The following is a 15,046-nucleotide window of genomic DNA, read 5'->3' as shown; positions in this document are numbered from 1 at the left end:
CGCATATTGACTTGGAGGATCGAGCGGCGCATCCTTCTCGCGCTCCATCGACAGAATCGGAATGCCGCTTCCATCTGTGGACATAAGACCCCTCCTCAAGGCGGAAGAACTGGTGCATTCACCACGCTAGCAGCTCATCAAAACACCCTCACCAGCGCAGACAGAATAATCAAATGATGCCTCGATAGACTCCTTGGGATCACAGGACAACAGTTCGCACCCCAACAGAATCACAATGTGATCCCATCATGACAAGAGTTGACGCAATCTCCATAAAACGGTTGACTCGACTCCGAATTCCACTCAGAACATTGGGGTGCTCAATGGAGCAAATTGATTTCAGCGGCCGCGTGGCCATCGTCACCGGGGCTGGGCGAGGTATCGGCAAAGCGCACGCGCTGCTGCTGGCTGAGCGCGGAGCCAGGGTAGTCGTCAACGACCTCGGCGGTGCGAGCTCGGGCCTCGGCAGCGATGCCGGCCCTGCCGAGGAGGTGGCCGCGTTGATCCGCGACGCCGGCGGCGAGGCGGTGGCGGACACGTCCGACGTGGCCTCCACGACCGGCGCCGCACGGCTCGTCCGCACGGCGATCGACATGTACGGCCGGATCGACGTTCTGATCAACAATGCCGGCTTCTGGACGCCGAGCGAGTTTCCCGAGGTCGACGCCGACGAGATGAGCCGCTACTTCGCCGTTCACGTGGGTGGCAGCTTCAACGTCACCAGGGAGTGCTGGCCGCACATGGTCGAGGCGGGCTACGGCCGGATCGTCATGACGACGTCGCACGGCATTCTCGGTGCCCCGGCGCTTCTGGCTTACGGCACCGCGAAGGGCGGGGTGTTCGGCCTCGCCCGCGGACTCGCGGTCACCGGCTCGCAGCACGGCATCAAGGTCAACAACATCGCACCGGTCGCCGCGACCAGGCTGGCCGCCGGTCTCGACACCGACACCGGACTGGTCTCCCCCATGGTGCTGCTCCTGAGCCACGAGTCCTGTCCCGTCAACGGTGAGACCTTCCTCAGCGGTGGCCGCAGGCACGCGCGGTTGTTCGTGTCGGAGACCGAGGGCTACGTCCACCCGTCCACCAACCTGACGCCGGAAGACGTCGCCGGGCACTGGGCCCAGATCATGGACGAGTCCAAGGCGTACGTTCCCGTGGACACGATTTCGTGGATGGCGGAACACCAGGCCCGGATCGACGCCGTTCCGCTGGACTGACCGGTTGTGGAACGGCTGGTGTGGGGGCGAGTGCGAACCTTCTCCCCACACCAGCCGCGATCAGGACGCCAGGACGTCGGTGTAGAGCTCGTCGACCTCCGGGAAGTCGCTGTCACGGGCGAACTCCCACGCCTCCTCGACCTCCTCGGCCGCGCGAGCGTCCACTTCGGCCAGTTCGTCCTGACTGGCGTGGCCTTGCTCGATCAGCCACTGCCGGAAGCCGAGCACGGGGTCGCTCTCCACCCGGGACTTGATCTCGTCCGGCGAGATGTAGGCCATCGTGTCGTAGCGGGTGTGGCCGCGGAACCGGTAGGTCATCGCCTCGACCAGGGTCGGACCACCACCACTGCGCGCGAGGTCTATCGCGGAGCTGAGTGCCTGCCACGTGGCGGGGACATCGTCACCGTCGACCACCACGCTGGGGACGTTGTACGCGCACGCCCGATCGGCCACCCTCTCCACCGGAGACATCTTCCGGAACGAGGTGTGCTCGGCGTAGAGGTTGTTGTGACACACGAAGACCACGGGCAGTTGCCACAGCGATGCCAGAGTCAGCGCTTCGTGGAAAGCGCCCTCGTTGGTGGCGCCGTCACCGAAGTTGCACACCGTCACCTTCCCGTCGCCGCGCAGGACCGACGACAACGCCCACCCTGCCGCGATCGGCAACTGCCCACCGACCACTCCCGAGTTCATCACGACGCCGGATTCCGGATGCACCGAGTGCACCCACCCGGACTTGCCGCGTTGACTACCGGTGACCTTGCCCAGCGCCTCGGCGAACAGCAGCTTGACCGGAAAGCCCTTCGCCATCTGCGACATGCCGTCGCGGTAGTAAGCGACGAGGTAGTCGTCCGGGCGCATCGACTTGCCGATCACCGCGCCCAGCAGCTCCGAGCCACGCCAGGAGAACCACGTCGTCGTGATGGTGCCGCCCATCAGCAGCTGCTGGACCTTGTCGTCCAGCTGCTTGGCGAAGGTGGAGATCTCGTACACCTCGCGCAGGTGCCCAGGTGTGATCGTCATGCGGGTACCCCTTCGAACTCGGTTTCCCAGTCGTGGGACTGGAGCGTGGTGCGGATCGCGGCCAGCGCACTCGTGGCGTAGGCCCCGTCGAACGCGCGGTGGTCCCACGCCAGCGTCAGGTTTCCGATCGGCCGCACCACGACCGAGTCGCCGTCCACGGCGGGCCGGGGCTCGACGGCGTCGACCGTCAGGATCGCCACCTGCGGGTGGTTGATGATCGGCAAAGTGCGGCGGGCACCATACGGTCCTGGATTGGACACAGTGACGGTGCCGCCGGTGATGTTCTCGTTCCGCAGCTTTCCCGCGTGTGCCCTGGCCGCCAGTTCCTTGATCTCAACAGCGAATTCGGGCACCGACAACTTCTCGGCGTGCGAGATCACGGGCACGATCAGCCCTTGGAAGTTCAGGTCAACCGCTATGCCCATCCGGACCTCGTGCGCCACCTCCAGCCCGTGGTCGGTGAACCTGCCGTTGAGGTACGGGTACTGCTCGATCCCGATGGCCACGGCTCGGGTGACGAACGGCAGATAGCTCAGCTTCCGCCGTCTCCGCACCTCCGCCACGGTGCTGTAGTCCACGTCGATCATGGCGTAGGCGTGTGCCGCCGCGGCGCTCGCCTCGACCATGTGGCGGGCGATGCGGCGGCGGATCGTGGAGTGCGCGACAAGTGTCACGTCGGCAGGACTGTCCATCCGGGATTTCTCTCTGTGTCGGCGGGCTTCATGCCCCGCTTGAGGATGGTGGCCGAGCCGGTCGGCCGGGCTTGGCAGCCGAGACGCAGCAGTCCCGGTCGCCTGGCCTGGAAGGAGCTGAGCGATTCCAGTGCTTCCAGCTCAAGCGTGGCCGCCTGGTCGAAATCACCGGAGACCACCTCGAACAGGCAGGCCGTGCACAAGGCCTGACCACGGCAGCGGGTCGGCCAGAAGTAACCCTCCCGCTGGGCGGCGGCCATCATGGACTCTCCGGAATGGACGGTGATCTCGACGTCGAGAGGCAGCACGCGGATCTTCGTCATGCGCCGAGGACGTGCCGGTCGACGAACTTCTCGAAGTTGCGCACGCCCATTTCCTGGCGGTTGAGCCGCAGCCCCGTGAAGGACGTCTGGTGCAGCCCTGCCTGCACGTGTCCCATGTTCGCCAGGTCCTGCCCGATGATCGGACCCCAGCCGTCGTGGTCCTGCCACCGGGGGTAGAACTCGTGCTCGACGGCCGGCACGGTCTCGCCGTCGCCGAACCGGTGCAAGAACATCACGTCGAAGAAGCAGGTGTCCGGATCGTCTCCGTTGGGGCGGAACCGGAACAGGATCCAGTTTCCCGCGCTGATCGGGCCGACGAGGTTCGGGTAGACGCAGTAGTCGATCGCGGACAGCATGTCCTCGTCGGCCAGGTGCGAGTAGTCCACCCCGCCCGCGGCACCGACCTTGCGGCGAACATCGGTCATGAACACCTGTGATGGCACGTCCGCAGGGACGTCCACCATCGCATCGACGTAGTCGACGTCATCCTGGTGCGCCAGACCGATCGACCTGTTCATCTCGATCATCTGCAGCGCGATGGTCTTCGGATCGCCCAACGAGCCGAAGGTCGGGCTCGCGACGTACGACTCGGGTACATTGCGCATCTTGTTGTGCGTCTCGAAGGCCTCGTAGGAGAACTGGTAGGCACCTGGTGTACGTCCCTGCGCGTCGCGCAGATCAGGTCGTTCGGCGAGCTTCGGGATGCGCCCTGACGCGTAGCCGCTCAGGTCCCAGCCGTGCGTGGCCTCCACGTGGTACGCCTCGTTGAACGCCGCCAGGCCGACCTTCCAGTTGCAGTCCATGACCGTGGTCCGGAAGCGGATCAAGCGCATCTTGTCCACTTCGAACGGTGCGAGTCCGTCCACCACAGGGCCGAGGAACTCGAGCAACGGCTCCGGCTCCTCGGCGGTGGTCACGAACACGAAGCCGCCCCACACGCCGACGTGCACCGGGGAGAGCCGGATCTCCTTGCGTGACAAGCTCTCGGGCGCGAAGTCGTCGGCGTCGGGGATCTCCAGCACCGAGCCGTCCAGGTTCCAGGCCCAGCCGTGAAACGGACAACGGAGCTCCGTCTCGGTGTTGCCCGTGCCGGAACAGATCCGGGTCGCCCGGTGCGGGCAGGCGTTGTGGAACGCCCTGATGGTGTCCTCGTCCTCACGCACCACGAGGATCGACTGCCTGCCGATCTGGTACTCGTAGAAGTCACCGGAGTTCGGGATCTGTTCGAGTCGGCAGGCCATCTGCCAGACGTTCGGCCAGAGCCGCTCGTACTCCTTGCCGAGCCATTCCCGGGAGACGTACCTGTCCTTGCTGACCAAGGCGGACTCCGCATAGCGTTCGTGCGTCACGGTCATCACATCACCCCACCGTCTGCTGGATCGCGGCCTTGATCTCCGCCGGTCCGACCATGTACTTGTTCTCGAGCGGTTTGCTCGCGGGTACAGGTGTGAACGGCGCTCCGACGCGCTCGACAGGTGCTTCGAGCTGGCCGAACAACTCCCGGTAGATCTGCGCGGCGATCTCCGCGGACGGCCCGAACAACGTGCGAGCCTCGTGCACAATCACCGCGCGCCCGGTTTTCGCTACAGACGTCAGAACCGTCTCTGCATCGAACGGGGCGATGGTCCGCAGGTCGACGACCTCTACCGAGACACCTTCTGCCGCCAGTTCCTCCGCCACGATGAGCGCGTCCGCGATCTGAGCCCCGTAGCCGATCACGGACACGTCCGTGCCCGTCCGGCTGACGTTGGCCTTGCCCAGCGGAATGCGAGTGCCTGGTGCGGGTGCCGGCATGCGCAGCGGGCGTCCGGTCAGCGCCGACTGCTCGACGAAGATCACCGGGTCGTCGTCGAAGATCGACGAGGTGAGCAGGCCGTACGCCTCGAGCGGGTCGGAGGGCTGCACGACCTTCAACCCGGGGCTCGCAGCGAACCACCCTTCGAGTTGGTCGCAGTGCTGTGCCCCGATACCGCTGCCCGCCCCGGCGAGCGTCCGGATGGTGATCGGCACGGAACCGCGTCCGGCGGTCATGTACCGCCACTTCGCCGCGGTGTTGTGGATCGCGTCCATCGCGAGGGTGATGAAACCCATCAGCATCACCTCGGCAACAGGGCGCAGACCTGCCTGCGCAGCACCGATCGCCGCCGCGACGAAGCCCTCTTCCGCGATCGGTGTCGACCGCACTCGCGCCGTGCCGAACTTGGAGGACAGTCCAGCGGTCGCCTTCCAGATGCCGCCGTCTTCCTCGTCGGCGATGTCCTCGCCTATCAGGAAGACATCAGGATCTACCTCGAGCGCGTCGTGCATCGCGAGGTTGACGGCTCGCACGAAATTGATGTCTCGCCGTTGAGCTGCGCCGCTCATCCGGCCTCCTTCTCGGTTCGTCCATTACTCGATCGTGCCGATTTGGGCGCCGACGGGGTACGTCTCGCCCGCGACCCCCGTCTGCCGAACGACACCGCTGGCAGAGGCCGCGATCTCGTTCTCGACCTTGTCGTTGTCAAGTAGGTACAACGGATCCCCTGCGGCGACCTCAGCGCCGTCCGCCACCAGCCAGTCGATGAGAACGCCTTCCTCCATCGTCCAGCCGAGCTTTGGGACAGTTATGGGTGAACCCATGAAGTGTGCCTTTCTCAACAAAGCACTGCCGGGTATTGCCCCACTGTATCGAGGATCCCAAGATTGTCAAAGACTCGCTTCCGCACACCATTTATGTCACATCGTGAATTAGACAGGGAAGGGCGGTCACAATATGAACAAAAGGCGATCTGCGCCTGTTTCAGGGGCTTCGGCCACAGTCGCGGCACTGTGTTTCGGAGGCACCGTGTCCGCGATGCAGCAGACGATCCTCGTACCGGTCTTGCCCGATCTGCCACACCTGCTCGGCACCTCGGCCGACAACGTGTCGTGGTTGGTCACCGCGACGTTGCTCGCCGCGGCGATCACCAACCCGGTCGCTTCCCGACTGGCCGACATGTACGGCAAGAAGACCGTGATGCTGTGGTGCCTGGTGGTCATGATCACCGGCTCGCTGCTCGGCGCACTCACCCACGACCTGGCGGGCGGGATCGCCGCACGTGCCTTGCAGGGAGTAGGGGTGGCACTCATCCCGATCGGGATGTCGATCATGCGAGACGTGCTGCCCGCTGATCGGATGCCCATGGGCGTGGCACTCATGAGCGCCACGCTCGCGCTTGGGGGAAGCGCGGCGCTACCGCTCGCGGGCCTGGTGGTCCAGCACGCCGACTGGCGGGTCCTGTTCTGGATCACGGCCGGAGGCGGGATGGTCGCGCTGGCCTTCGCCGCAGGCGTCGTGCCCAGCACCACGATCCGCAGCGACGGGAGGTTCGACCTGCTTGGCGCAGCGCTCCTGTCAGTCGCCCTCGTTGCGCTGTTGCTCGCGTTGACCAAAAGCACCCAGTGGGGCCTGGCCGCCACGCTCTGCTGCTCGGCCGCCGGCATCCTGGCGATCGGGGTCTGGATTCCACTGCAGCTCCGCACCGCTGATTCGCTGGTGGACCTCAGAGTGGCGGCACGACCCGCCGTTCTGTTCGTGAACATCGCAACCGCCTTCGCCGGATTTGGGATGTTCGTCGATCCGCTGGTCACCACGCACCTCCTGCAGTCGCCGCCGCTCGGGCTCGACCCTGCGACCGTCGGACTGCTGATGGCGCCGACCTCGGTGGCGTTCGGCGCGGCCGCGCCGTTGTCCGCTTGGGTCACCCGCCGGCGCGGGGCGCACGTGACATTCATCGTCGGCGCGTTGTCCATGGGAGCGGCCTACGTCCTCCGGATCTGGCTCGACCACGACATCGGATGGATCATCGCGGGATCACTGCTCGTCTCCGCAGGCGCTTCTCTGGCGTTCGGAGCGATGCCGGCCTTGATCATGCGTGAGGTCCCCGTCACTCACACAACGTCCGCCAACGGGATCAACGCCCTCGTGCGGTCGATCGGCATTTCCGCCGCGAGCGCGGCAGTGGCGATCACGGAAGTTCCGTTGAACGCGTTCTGGGGTGCGGCTGCGGCCTGCGGTATCGCCGTGGTGATGATTTCGGCCACCCGTTCGAGTTACGCCCTCGATCGCTCCAGAGTCACGATGTGATCGATCATTTCCCTGCTCTCCACATGGTGATTTCTTTCCTTACTCGGCCGAGTGTTGTCTCACAGAGAGCGCGGGACGCCGGGCAACCAGAGATAGAGTGAATTACGGTTTCCAATTCAGGGACACGGCAGACGATCCCCAAAGGTGAGGAATAGAGCTGATGGCTTCCACGGAAGGCAAGCAGGAAGTGCGTGTCGAGCAGGTCGTGTTCACGTCCGCAGGCGTGGAATTGACGGGGAACCTGTACCACCCCGCGTCTGAAGCCGCCGGTCCCCTGCCTGCGGTAGTCGTGACCGGCGCCTGGGGCACGGTGAAGGAGCAGATGGCCGCGCTCTACGCGAGCGAGATGGCCAAGCGAGGTTTCCTCGCGCTGACCTTCGACTTCCGTTCGTGGGGCGCCAGCGGCGGCAGCCCCCGTTCCATGGAGGACCCGTTCGCGAAGGCCGAGGACATCGAGGCCGCGGCAGAGTTCCTGGCCACCCGGCCCGACGCCGACCGCTCGGCGCTCTCCGGTCTCGGCGTCTGTGCGAGCGCCGCCTACCTCGCGACCGCCGCCACGAAGACGTCGCTGTTCTCGTCCATCGCGCTGGTCGCCCCCGCCCTACCCAGCAAAGAGACGGTGGTGGCCACCATCGGCGGAGAAGCCGGAGTCGAGGCGCTGCGGAAGGGTTCCGCTGAGGCGCACGAGCAGTTCGTCCGCACCGGCCGAGAGGTCCTCGTACCGTCCGTTCCGCCCGCAGACGACCAGGCGCCGGCCGTTCCCGGCGGTGACTACTACTCCAACCCGGAGCGCGGGGCGGTCCCCGAGTGGGACAACACCTTCAACCCCACCTCCTGGGACAAATGGCTGGAGTACGACGCACAGGCGTCGGCTTCCCTCCTCGATCTTCCGGTCCTCGTGATGCACAGCGACGCGGGAGCGAGCCCGGAGAGCGTGCGCGAGTTCGTGGCGAAGGCCTCCGGGCGCATCGAGCAGGTGTGGCTCGACAACGTGACGCAGTTCGACTTCTACGACCAGCCGGAGCCGGTGAAGACTGCCACTGACGCGGCGGCACGTCACTTCACCGCACACACGCGCGCAACGAACTGACCTCGAACGACAACGTGTCCGACCCCCGTTCAGGAGGTGGTCGGACACGTTGTCGTATGCGTTCACATTCGCGCCACGCGCCGATACGACCTCACTCTTCACAGCCGGGGCAAGCGAAAGTGCTCGACCGAATCGAATCCGGCCGAGCACTTTGGGCGACCTCCGTGTCTGCTACTCCGGGCCGCGTGCGAGCAGGCTGGCGTCGCCGGCGCCGCGTATCGTTGTCAGCGTTGAAAGAGACCCCCTCGACGACTTCAAGCCGCGATGTCCTGCCACTGTTGACGAGCGGCCAGAGCCGCGCGCCACGAGCGCAGCGTCTTCGGGTTGGCGTTCACGGCGACCACCGCGGCCAGGTGATCGCCCTTGCGGTAGGCAGCTACGAAACGGCGGCTGCGCAGGTCTCCCTCGACCACCACGACCTCGTCGTGGTCGCGAAGATGGCCATAGGATTGGATCTTCAGGTCGTATTGGTCCGACCAGAAGTACGGCACCGGCGCGAACGGCTGGCGTGCCTCGGGGTCGACCAGGTTGCGGGCGACCGCGAAAGCCTGCTCTGCGGCGTTAGTGCGGTGCTCAACCCTCATCGAATAGCCGAACAGAGGATTGTGCCACCGAGCCACGTCGCCAACGCCGTACACGCCCGGCGCCGCCTCGCAGAACTCGTCGCAGGACAAGCCGTCCGACAGACGAAGTCCGCTGTCGCGCAACCACTCGACGTTCGGTGTGCACCCGATCGCGACCACCACGACGTCTGCGGGGACCTCGGTGCCGTCCATCAACTGCACGCCAAGCACCTGACCGCCGAAGCTCAGCACCTCCCGCACCACGACGCCTGTGCGCAGGTCGACGCCGCGGGCGCGGTGCACATCCGCCAGCGTCGCGCCGACGACCGGGCCGAGCACCCGGCCCATTGGGGTCTCCTCCGGCTCGAACACGGTCACCTCGACGCCGAGACCTCGCGCCACGGCCGCCACCTCCGCGCCGACGAACCCAGCCCCGACGACGACCAGTCGTCGACCGGGACGTAGGTTCTCCTTCAATGCCAGCGCGTCTTCCAACGTCCGTACGAAGTGGACGCCGCGCACGCCTTCCGCGCCCGGGAAGGGGTGCGGCCTGACTCCGGTCGCCACTACCAGCGCGTCGTACAGAACCGGACCGTTGGCGACCCGCAGCACACGCGACTCGACGTCGAGGCCGGTAGCGGCCACACCCAGCTCCAGTTCCAGCTCCAGGGCGTCCATCCGTTCCGCCGGGCGCAGCAAGACCTCGTGCGGGGCGAACTCGCCGGTGAGCACCTGCTTGGACAACGGCGGACGATCGTACGGAAGGTACGCCTCCTCGCCGATCAGGGTGATCCGGCCACGGAAGCCGAGTCCCCGCAACGCTTCCGCAGTCGCGAACCCGCCGACCGACGCGCCGACGACGACCACGCGGTTCACTGCTCTGTCACCCGGATCGCGGCGGCCGGGCACACCAGAGCGGACTCGCGCACGCCGGCGTGGTGCTCAGGTGGCGGGTTCTCCTCCAGCAACACCACCATCCCGTCCTCGTCCCGCTGGTCGAACACCTCGGGCGCGATCAGTACGCACTGGCCTGATGCCACACACTTCGGAACATCGACTGCAACCTGCATTTCCCACTCCTCACGGAAGAACACGCGTTGACTCCGTGGCTCCCCTGACGCATCCTCGTTCGCGGCCCTCGACAAATGAGAAAGTCTTTCTCAAGCGGCGGTCATGAGCCTCACGTTAACCACAAGTCGGGTAAGCACCAAATCTGATCAGACGCTGAACGAACAGCGGCCCTAGAGGCACTATGTAATCGAGAACAACCGGCTCGATCACATTGTGACTTGGTTTTGACAAGCCTCCTAGCGGCCAGTTCACTTGTTTCATGATGTGGATTCCACCGGACCTGACAGGCCGGACTTACGCCGTCACGGGTGGCACTTCCGGGATCGGGCGGCACATCGCAGCGCAACTGGCCGACGCGGGCGCGCACGTCGCGGTGCTCGGACGCGACGCCCGCCAGGCGAGCATTCCGCTCGATCTCGCCGACCTGGACTCGGTCGCGGAGGCGGCGTCCCGGTTGTCCTCTCTGGAGCGGCTGGACGGATTGATCCTCAACGCGGGCACCAACGCCGGCAAAGAACGTGCGACCACACGGCAGGGATTCGAACTGGCCGTGGGTACGAACCATCTCGGCCACTTCGCGCTCACCGCACTGACAATGCCCTTGCTCAAAAGCACGCCGGGCAGCCGTGTCGTGTCCATCGGCAGCATCATGACCAGGATGGCCGCGTTCTCCCCGGAAGATCTCCAATCCGAGCAGAGCTACTCAGCACAAAAGGCGTACACCCAGTCGAAACACGCGGTGTCGCTGTTCGCGTTCGAACTGGACCGCAGGCTCCGCGCCGCTGGGATGAACGTCCTCTCACTCACGGCACACCCTGGGCTCGCAGTCGAAGGAATGCGGCTGCGGTGGCCGATTCGAGGTAAGGACCTCGGCGCGCAGCCGGCTGTGCGCGCCGCGGCGGATCCTGCCGCGGAGAGCGGCCTCCACTACGGCCCGAGATTCGGCACCGCGGGCAAGCCGGTCGTTCTGTCCGCACCGCACATCAGCAAGAACTCAGCGCACGCGGCCGGGGTCTGGGACCAGGCCGAGCGCCTCACCGGCATCACCTTCGACGTCAAGGCAGGTACCCGATGACCACGACCGCGTTGGATCAGCTCGCGAAGAGCAGCAACGTCAGCTTCACGACGTTCCGCAAGGACGGCACACCGATCGCGACCCCGGTGGGAGGTGTCGTCAGCGACGGCAAGCTCTACATCCTCAGCTACGCCGGCACGTACAAGCTCAAGCGTCTGAGCAACAACCCGCGCGTGATCGTCGCACCGTGCGACTCTGCGGGCCGGCTTCCTGCCGGTGCGCAGAGAATCGAGGGCACCGGCAGGATCCTCGACCGCGCGGAGACCGAGAAGGCCTACCAGCTCATGGCCCGCAAGACGCCACTCGCCCGGCTCGCCAAGGCGTGGTACTTCCTCCGTCGCAAGCAGGAGCCGTGGGTAGGCGTCGAGGTGACGTTCTGAAGTCGCTTCCAACGACCGAATTTGGCAGTATCACACCGTGGAAAAGGACGAGCAGGTGACGGCGCCCGTCGAGCCTTCGGTGACCGGCACGCAGAGCGTTTTTCGCGCCCTGTCGATCCTTCACGCGTTCAACGCCACACGACCCACGCTCACCGGACCTGACGTGGCAGAACTGTTCGGGTACTCACTCCCGACCGCGTACCGGTTGCTCCGCGCGCTGGAAGCGGAGAACTTCCTCGTGTTCGACCGTGCGACCCGCGCTTACTGCCCTGGTCCCGAAATCCTCCGCCTCGCCGGAGTCATGTTGCACCGCGACGCCCTGGTCTCGCAGACCCAGACGAGCCTCATCAGACTGCGCGCGCTGACCGGCGAGACCGTCGCGATCTACTGGCAACTCGGCAACAAGTGCACTTGCACCCAGGAGATGCCCAGCCCCCACCCCACGAGGGTCGAGGCGGGCATCGGCACCGACTTCCCGCTCACCAGAGGTGCCGCCGGCAAGGCGCTGTTGCTCGGCTTCACCGACGCCGAGGTGCGGGCGCTGCTCTCCGAGCCGGACGTACCCGCGCCGACCGGCGGCGCCGAGGCCTTCCTGGCGGATCTCGCGGTCAGTCGCAAGCGCGGTTACACGGTGAGCGTCGGCGAAACGGTCGAGGGTTCCGTGTCGATCGGCGCGCCGATCCCCTGGCTTCGGCAAGGCCTCGCTGCATACACCGTGAGGGCCCCGGAATCCCGTCTCCCACCTCAGAAACGCGAAGTAGTCGCGCGGACGCTGGTCGAGGAGATGAATCGCCTGCGCTCGACTTTGCAGGAGCGCAATCCCGTATAGCGGGACTCGCTCGGCGCGCAACGACGCCAGCGGGCCTGAGGCACGGGTGTCCGCACCTATGATTCCCTGGTACGCCACGCTGCCGACGCCCGACAGGGGATGCCCCCACCGAGGCCGCACGGATAGCAGCCGACGGATGACCGGCAGTCCGGCTAAGACGAGCCGACGCCACCGGCGAGCCATGCGGCGCCGTCCTGGTAGAGGTCTTCCAGCGCCGTTCCGGTGAGCCCCGGAAGCCCGTTCTTCACCTGGAAGCCCGCGTGCAGCTGGACGTAAGCCAAGTGCCGGTACCCTTCCGGGAAGCGCGCGAGGACGTCCTGGTCGAGGTCGATGCGCGCCGCCGGGTCGACCGGCGTAAGGCGGTCGATCTCGTAGATCGGCTGCCGGCGGACGATCCGCCACTGCCCGTCTTCACGCTCGAAGAAGTCGTAGAAACGACCCGTGCACACGACATCCGCCGGGACGCCGTGCACCGGCGCGCGCTGGGTGATGGTCATCTTGGTCTGCGCGATGGCGCGGTCGTCCGCGACCTCGACGGTGGTCCCGCCCAGGAAGTGCAAGATGCGCACACCCGCGGCCCACGCTCGGGCGGAAGCCTCGATGAACTCTGCAGCGGTGCCCTGGAACCACGTGGCGCTCATTCGGCCGTGTGTGTGCCACACGGTGGTGAACCGGTCCCAGTCACCAGCATCACGCCAAAGCGCCCAGTTCTCCACAACGGTGCGGATTTCCTGGACGTCGTCGCGTACGGCCAGTGCAGATCGAGTCGTGGTCATGGTGGTCCACACCCTCCAGTCGTTTCCCGGCGTGCGGTGTCCGGGGACGTGAACTGACGCTAGAAGAACGTTCCCTGCATCCCAAGCAACGGCTGCTGCTCAGTGGCAGCCGCCGAATCCGTTGCGGATACTGTGAAGCACGCGCCGTGCGTCGACTTCGGCGATGCACGCCAGCCGCACAACACCAGCACGAGGAGTCATGATGGCCGGTAACACCAGCACTCCAGGTGCCAGCGTCGTCGAGCGCGTGCTGGCGATTCTGGAGTGCTTCGACGTGTTCCGGATCGAGCTGACCCTGACCGAGATCTCGCGACAGGCCGAACTCCCCCTGTCCACCGCACGGCGCCTGCTAGCGCAACTGGTCGACTGGGGCGCGCTGGAACGGACGGCCGACAACCACTACCGCGTGGGAATGCGGTTGTGGCACATCGGAATCCTGGCACCGAAGCAGCGAGGTCTGCGCGAGGCTGCCATGCCGTTGCTGTCGGACCTCTACTCAGCCACCGACGAGACGGTGCAACTGGTGGTACCGCAAGGGCACGAGGCATTGTGCGTGGAGAAGGTGTTCGGGCCGCAGTCGGCGCCGACCGCGACAGAGGTGGGCGGCCTGTTGCCGTTGCACACCACCGCTGTCGGCAAGTCCATTCTGGCGCACTCTCCGCGCAAGCTGACCGAGGATGCCGTGTCGGCCGGGCTGGCGCGGCTGACACCGTATTCGATCGTTCATCCCGCGCGGCTGGTGGAGGAGCTCAAGCGGGTTGCTCAGAGCGGCGTCGCCTACTCTCACGAGGAAATGACGATCGGCGCCGCATCAGTCGCGGCGCCGATCGTCCTTCCGGATGGCACTCTGCTCGGCGCGGTGGGCATCGTCGTCCGCTCCACCACGCGTGTGGACACTCTTGCGGCCGCCGTCCGCACGGCTGCGCGCACCATCGCCCGTTTCAACGCGTGACTTGCCTTCGGGCCACGCCGAGGCGACGCGAGGTTCAGCTGCGGAAGAGGAAGAGCGTGATCGCTGCGACCACGACGCCGAGGGCCACAGCCGCGACGCCGTACACGAGGTGGTGCGAACGCAGCAGCGGTACCGCGCCGTCCACCGCGAACCGGCCGGGACCAGCGATGGCGACCGCTGCCGCAGCCGCTGCCATCACCACCTCGTACTCCACACCGCGCGGAGCGAAGAACCCACCAGACCACTTGACGGCCATTGCGTTGATCATCGTGCCGACGATCGCCGCGGCGGAGAGCGGCGTCAAAAGGCCGACCGCGAGCCCTAGGCCGCCCAGCGTCTCGGACAGACCGGCCACCACGGCCATCAGGTCCGAACTCCGATAACCGCTGCGGGCGAAGAACGCCGAGGCACCAGCCAGTCCCCCGCCGCCGAACCAGCCGAACAGGTACTGCGTGCCGTGCGCGGCCATCGTCAGGCCGACGACCACCCGAAGCAGCAACAGGCCGAAGTCCTGACCTGAATCCGTCGCAGGGTGAGCCACGCTGGTCTCGCGCCGAGAAACCGTGGTCATGATGTCGTCCTCTCAGGATGTGGTTTGTACTCGGGACCGTCCACACTGGCCGGTTTGTCCCGAACGCGCCTCGACGCTACGTCGGCCCCCTTTTCCTGCCTACATCGAAATGCCACTGAGTGGCAGCCAGTGATTGACCCTGCCGATGAGGGCGAGAACGCTGCGGTGCAACAGAAACGACCTCGAATGAGGAGTCACCGTGAGCAGCCCCACCGCCGTTGGCGCCGAGTTCGCAGCAGTACCTCCCAACCGGCGCGCGGCCTCGCGGCTGGTCATCCCGGTAGTGGCCTGCAACGGCGAACCGACCCTCCTCACGCAGGTCGCGCGTGAGACTCCACCGCGTCCCGGCCGGCCGGGAGCGTGACTGTTCCTGCCGTGC

General features: G+C 66.1%; 18 protein-coding genes. 8 read left to right on the top strand and 10 right to left on the bottom strand.

Annotation, left to right across the window (positions count from 1 at the left end):
* Positions 1-323 precede the first annotated feature (323 nt).
* The gene (locus AB0M24_RS07680) at positions 324-1,217 is read left to right on the top strand and encodes an SDR family NAD(P)-dependent oxidoreductase (RefSeq protein ID WP_363762281.1); all 894 of its coding nucleotides are present in this window, start codon (positions 324-326) and stop codon (positions 1,215-1,217) included.
* Positions 1,218-1,277: 60 nt separating this feature from the next.
* On the opposite strand, the gene AB0M24_RS07675 is transcribed toward AB0M24_RS07680, so the two are convergent.
* From AB0M24_RS07675 to AB0M24_RS07650, 6 genes are read right to left on the bottom strand one after another with little or no spacing between them, the layout of a single operon-like run.
* The gene (locus AB0M24_RS07675) at positions 1,278-2,240 is read right to left on the bottom strand and encodes a thiamine pyrophosphate-dependent dehydrogenase E1 component subunit alpha (RefSeq protein ID WP_363762279.1); all 963 of its coding nucleotides are present in this window, start codon (positions 2,238-2,240) and stop codon (positions 1,278-1,280) included.
* Positions 2,237-2,932, bottom strand: a complete 696-nt coding sequence (locus AB0M24_RS07670) for a 2-oxo acid dehydrogenase subunit E2 (RefSeq protein WP_363762277.1) — start codon at positions 2,930-2,932, stop codon at positions 2,237-2,239. The genes AB0M24_RS07675 and AB0M24_RS07670 overlap by 4 nt, the downstream gene beginning before the upstream one ends.
* Entirely contained in the window at positions 2,911-3,255 is a 345-nt protein-coding gene (locus tag AB0M24_RS07665; protein ID WP_363762275.1) for a 2Fe-2S iron-sulfur cluster-binding protein, read from the bottom strand. Before AB0M24_RS07665 ends, AB0M24_RS07670 begins: the two co-directional genes overlap by 22 nt.
* Positions 3,252-4,610 (bottom strand): aromatic ring-hydroxylating dioxygenase subunit alpha, encoded by a 1,359-nt coding sequence (locus tag AB0M24_RS07660; RefSeq protein ID WP_363762273.1) that lies wholly within the window; start codon positions 4,608-4,610, stop codon positions 3,252-3,254. Before AB0M24_RS07660 ends, AB0M24_RS07665 begins: the two co-directional genes overlap by 4 nt.
* Before the next feature lie 4 nt (positions 4,611-4,614).
* Positions 4,615-5,619 (bottom strand): transketolase C-terminal domain-containing protein, encoded by a 1,005-nt coding sequence (locus AB0M24_RS07655; protein WP_363762271.1) that lies wholly within the window; start codon positions 5,617-5,619, stop codon positions 4,615-4,617.
* Between the two features lie 24 nt (positions 5,620-5,643).
* Positions 5,644-5,874: a lipoyl domain-containing protein gene (locus AB0M24_RS07650; RefSeq protein WP_363762269.1), complete on the bottom strand. Its 231-nt coding sequence runs from the start codon at positions 5,872-5,874 to the stop codon at positions 5,644-5,646.
* A gap of 133 nt (positions 5,875-6,007) precedes the next feature.
* Here AB0M24_RS07650 and AB0M24_RS07645 point away from each other — a divergent pair, with 133 nt between their 5' ends.
* Entirely contained in the window at positions 6,008-7,360 is a 1,353-nt protein-coding gene (locus AB0M24_RS07645) for an MFS transporter (protein WP_363762267.1), read from the top strand.
* A gap of 160 nt (positions 7,361-7,520) precedes the next feature.
* Entirely contained in the window at positions 7,521-8,450 is a 930-nt protein-coding gene (locus AB0M24_RS07640; protein WP_363762265.1) for an alpha/beta hydrolase, read from the top strand.
* A gap of 254 nt (positions 8,451-8,704) precedes the next feature.
* Here the strand turns inward: AB0M24_RS07640 and AB0M24_RS07635 are convergent, their stop codons facing one another.
* Together AB0M24_RS07635 and AB0M24_RS07630 are read right to left on the bottom strand one after the other, a co-directional pair.
* Positions 8,705-9,889 carry an FAD-dependent oxidoreductase gene (locus tag AB0M24_RS07635; protein WP_363762263.1) on the bottom strand — a complete coding sequence of 395 codons (1,185 nt, stop codon included), beginning with the start codon at positions 9,887-9,889 and terminating at the stop codon, positions 8,705-8,707.
* Positions 9,886-10,083: a ferredoxin gene (locus AB0M24_RS07630; protein WP_363762261.1), complete on the bottom strand. Its 198-nt coding sequence runs from the start codon at positions 10,081-10,083 to the stop codon at positions 9,886-9,888. The genes AB0M24_RS07635 and AB0M24_RS07630 overlap by 4 nt, the downstream gene beginning before the upstream one ends.
* Positions 10,084-10,343: 260 nt before the next feature.
* On the opposite strand from AB0M24_RS07630, the gene AB0M24_RS07625 reads away from it, so the two are divergent.
* Genes AB0M24_RS07625 through AB0M24_RS07615 form a run of 3 tightly spaced genes read left to right on the top strand, consistent with a single transcriptional unit; the run spans position 10,344 to position 12,368 of the window.
* A complete protein-coding gene (locus AB0M24_RS07625; protein ID WP_363762259.1) occupies positions 10,344-11,159 on the top strand; it encodes an SDR family NAD(P)-dependent oxidoreductase in 816 nt (271 codons plus the stop codon).
* A complete protein-coding gene (locus tag AB0M24_RS07620) occupies positions 11,156-11,539 on the top strand; it encodes a PPOX class F420-dependent oxidoreductase (RefSeq protein ID WP_363762257.1) in 384 nt (127 codons plus the stop codon). Before AB0M24_RS07625 ends, AB0M24_RS07620 begins: the two co-directional genes overlap by 4 nt.
* 37 nt (positions 11,540-11,576) lie before the next feature.
* On the top strand, positions 11,577-12,368 hold the full coding sequence (locus AB0M24_RS07615) for an IclR family transcriptional regulator (protein ID WP_363762255.1): 792 nt from the start codon (positions 11,577-11,579) through the stop codon (positions 12,366-12,368).
* 152 nt (positions 12,369-12,520) lie between these two features.
* On the opposite strand, the gene AB0M24_RS07610 is transcribed toward AB0M24_RS07615, so the two are convergent.
* On the bottom strand, positions 12,521-13,144 hold the full coding sequence (locus tag AB0M24_RS07610; RefSeq protein ID WP_363762253.1) for a nuclear transport factor 2 family protein: 624 nt from the start codon (positions 13,142-13,144) through the stop codon (positions 12,521-12,523).
* Between the two features lie 202 nt (positions 13,145-13,346).
* Between AB0M24_RS07610 and AB0M24_RS07605 the strand changes: the two genes are divergently transcribed.
* Positions 13,347-14,096 carry an IclR family transcriptional regulator gene (locus tag AB0M24_RS07605; RefSeq protein WP_363762251.1) on the top strand — a complete coding sequence of 250 codons (750 nt, stop codon included), beginning with the start codon at positions 13,347-13,349 and terminating at the stop codon, positions 14,094-14,096.
* 34 nt (positions 14,097-14,130) lie between these two features.
* On the opposite strand, the gene AB0M24_RS07600 is transcribed toward AB0M24_RS07605, so the two are convergent.
* Positions 14,131-14,667, bottom strand: coding sequence for a DoxX family membrane protein (locus AB0M24_RS07600; RefSeq protein ID WP_363762249.1), 537 nt, complete (start codon positions 14,665-14,667; stop codon positions 14,131-14,133).
* A gap of 199 nt (positions 14,668-14,866) precedes the next feature.
* Between AB0M24_RS07600 and AB0M24_RS07595 the strand changes: the two genes are divergently transcribed.
* The gene (locus tag AB0M24_RS07595; protein ID WP_363762247.1) at positions 14,867-15,031 is read left to right on the top strand and encodes a hypothetical protein; all 165 of its coding nucleotides are present in this window, start codon (positions 14,867-14,869) and stop codon (positions 15,029-15,031) included.
* Positions 15,032-15,046 lie beyond the last annotated feature (15 nt).

It is taken from the genome of Lentzea sp. NPDC051838 (genome assembly GCF_040681245.1).
Classification (GTDB): domain Bacteria; phylum Actinomycetota; class Actinomycetes; order Mycobacteriales; family Pseudonocardiaceae; genus Lentzea.
This window is presented reverse-complemented; position numbering and strand designations above follow the sequence as displayed.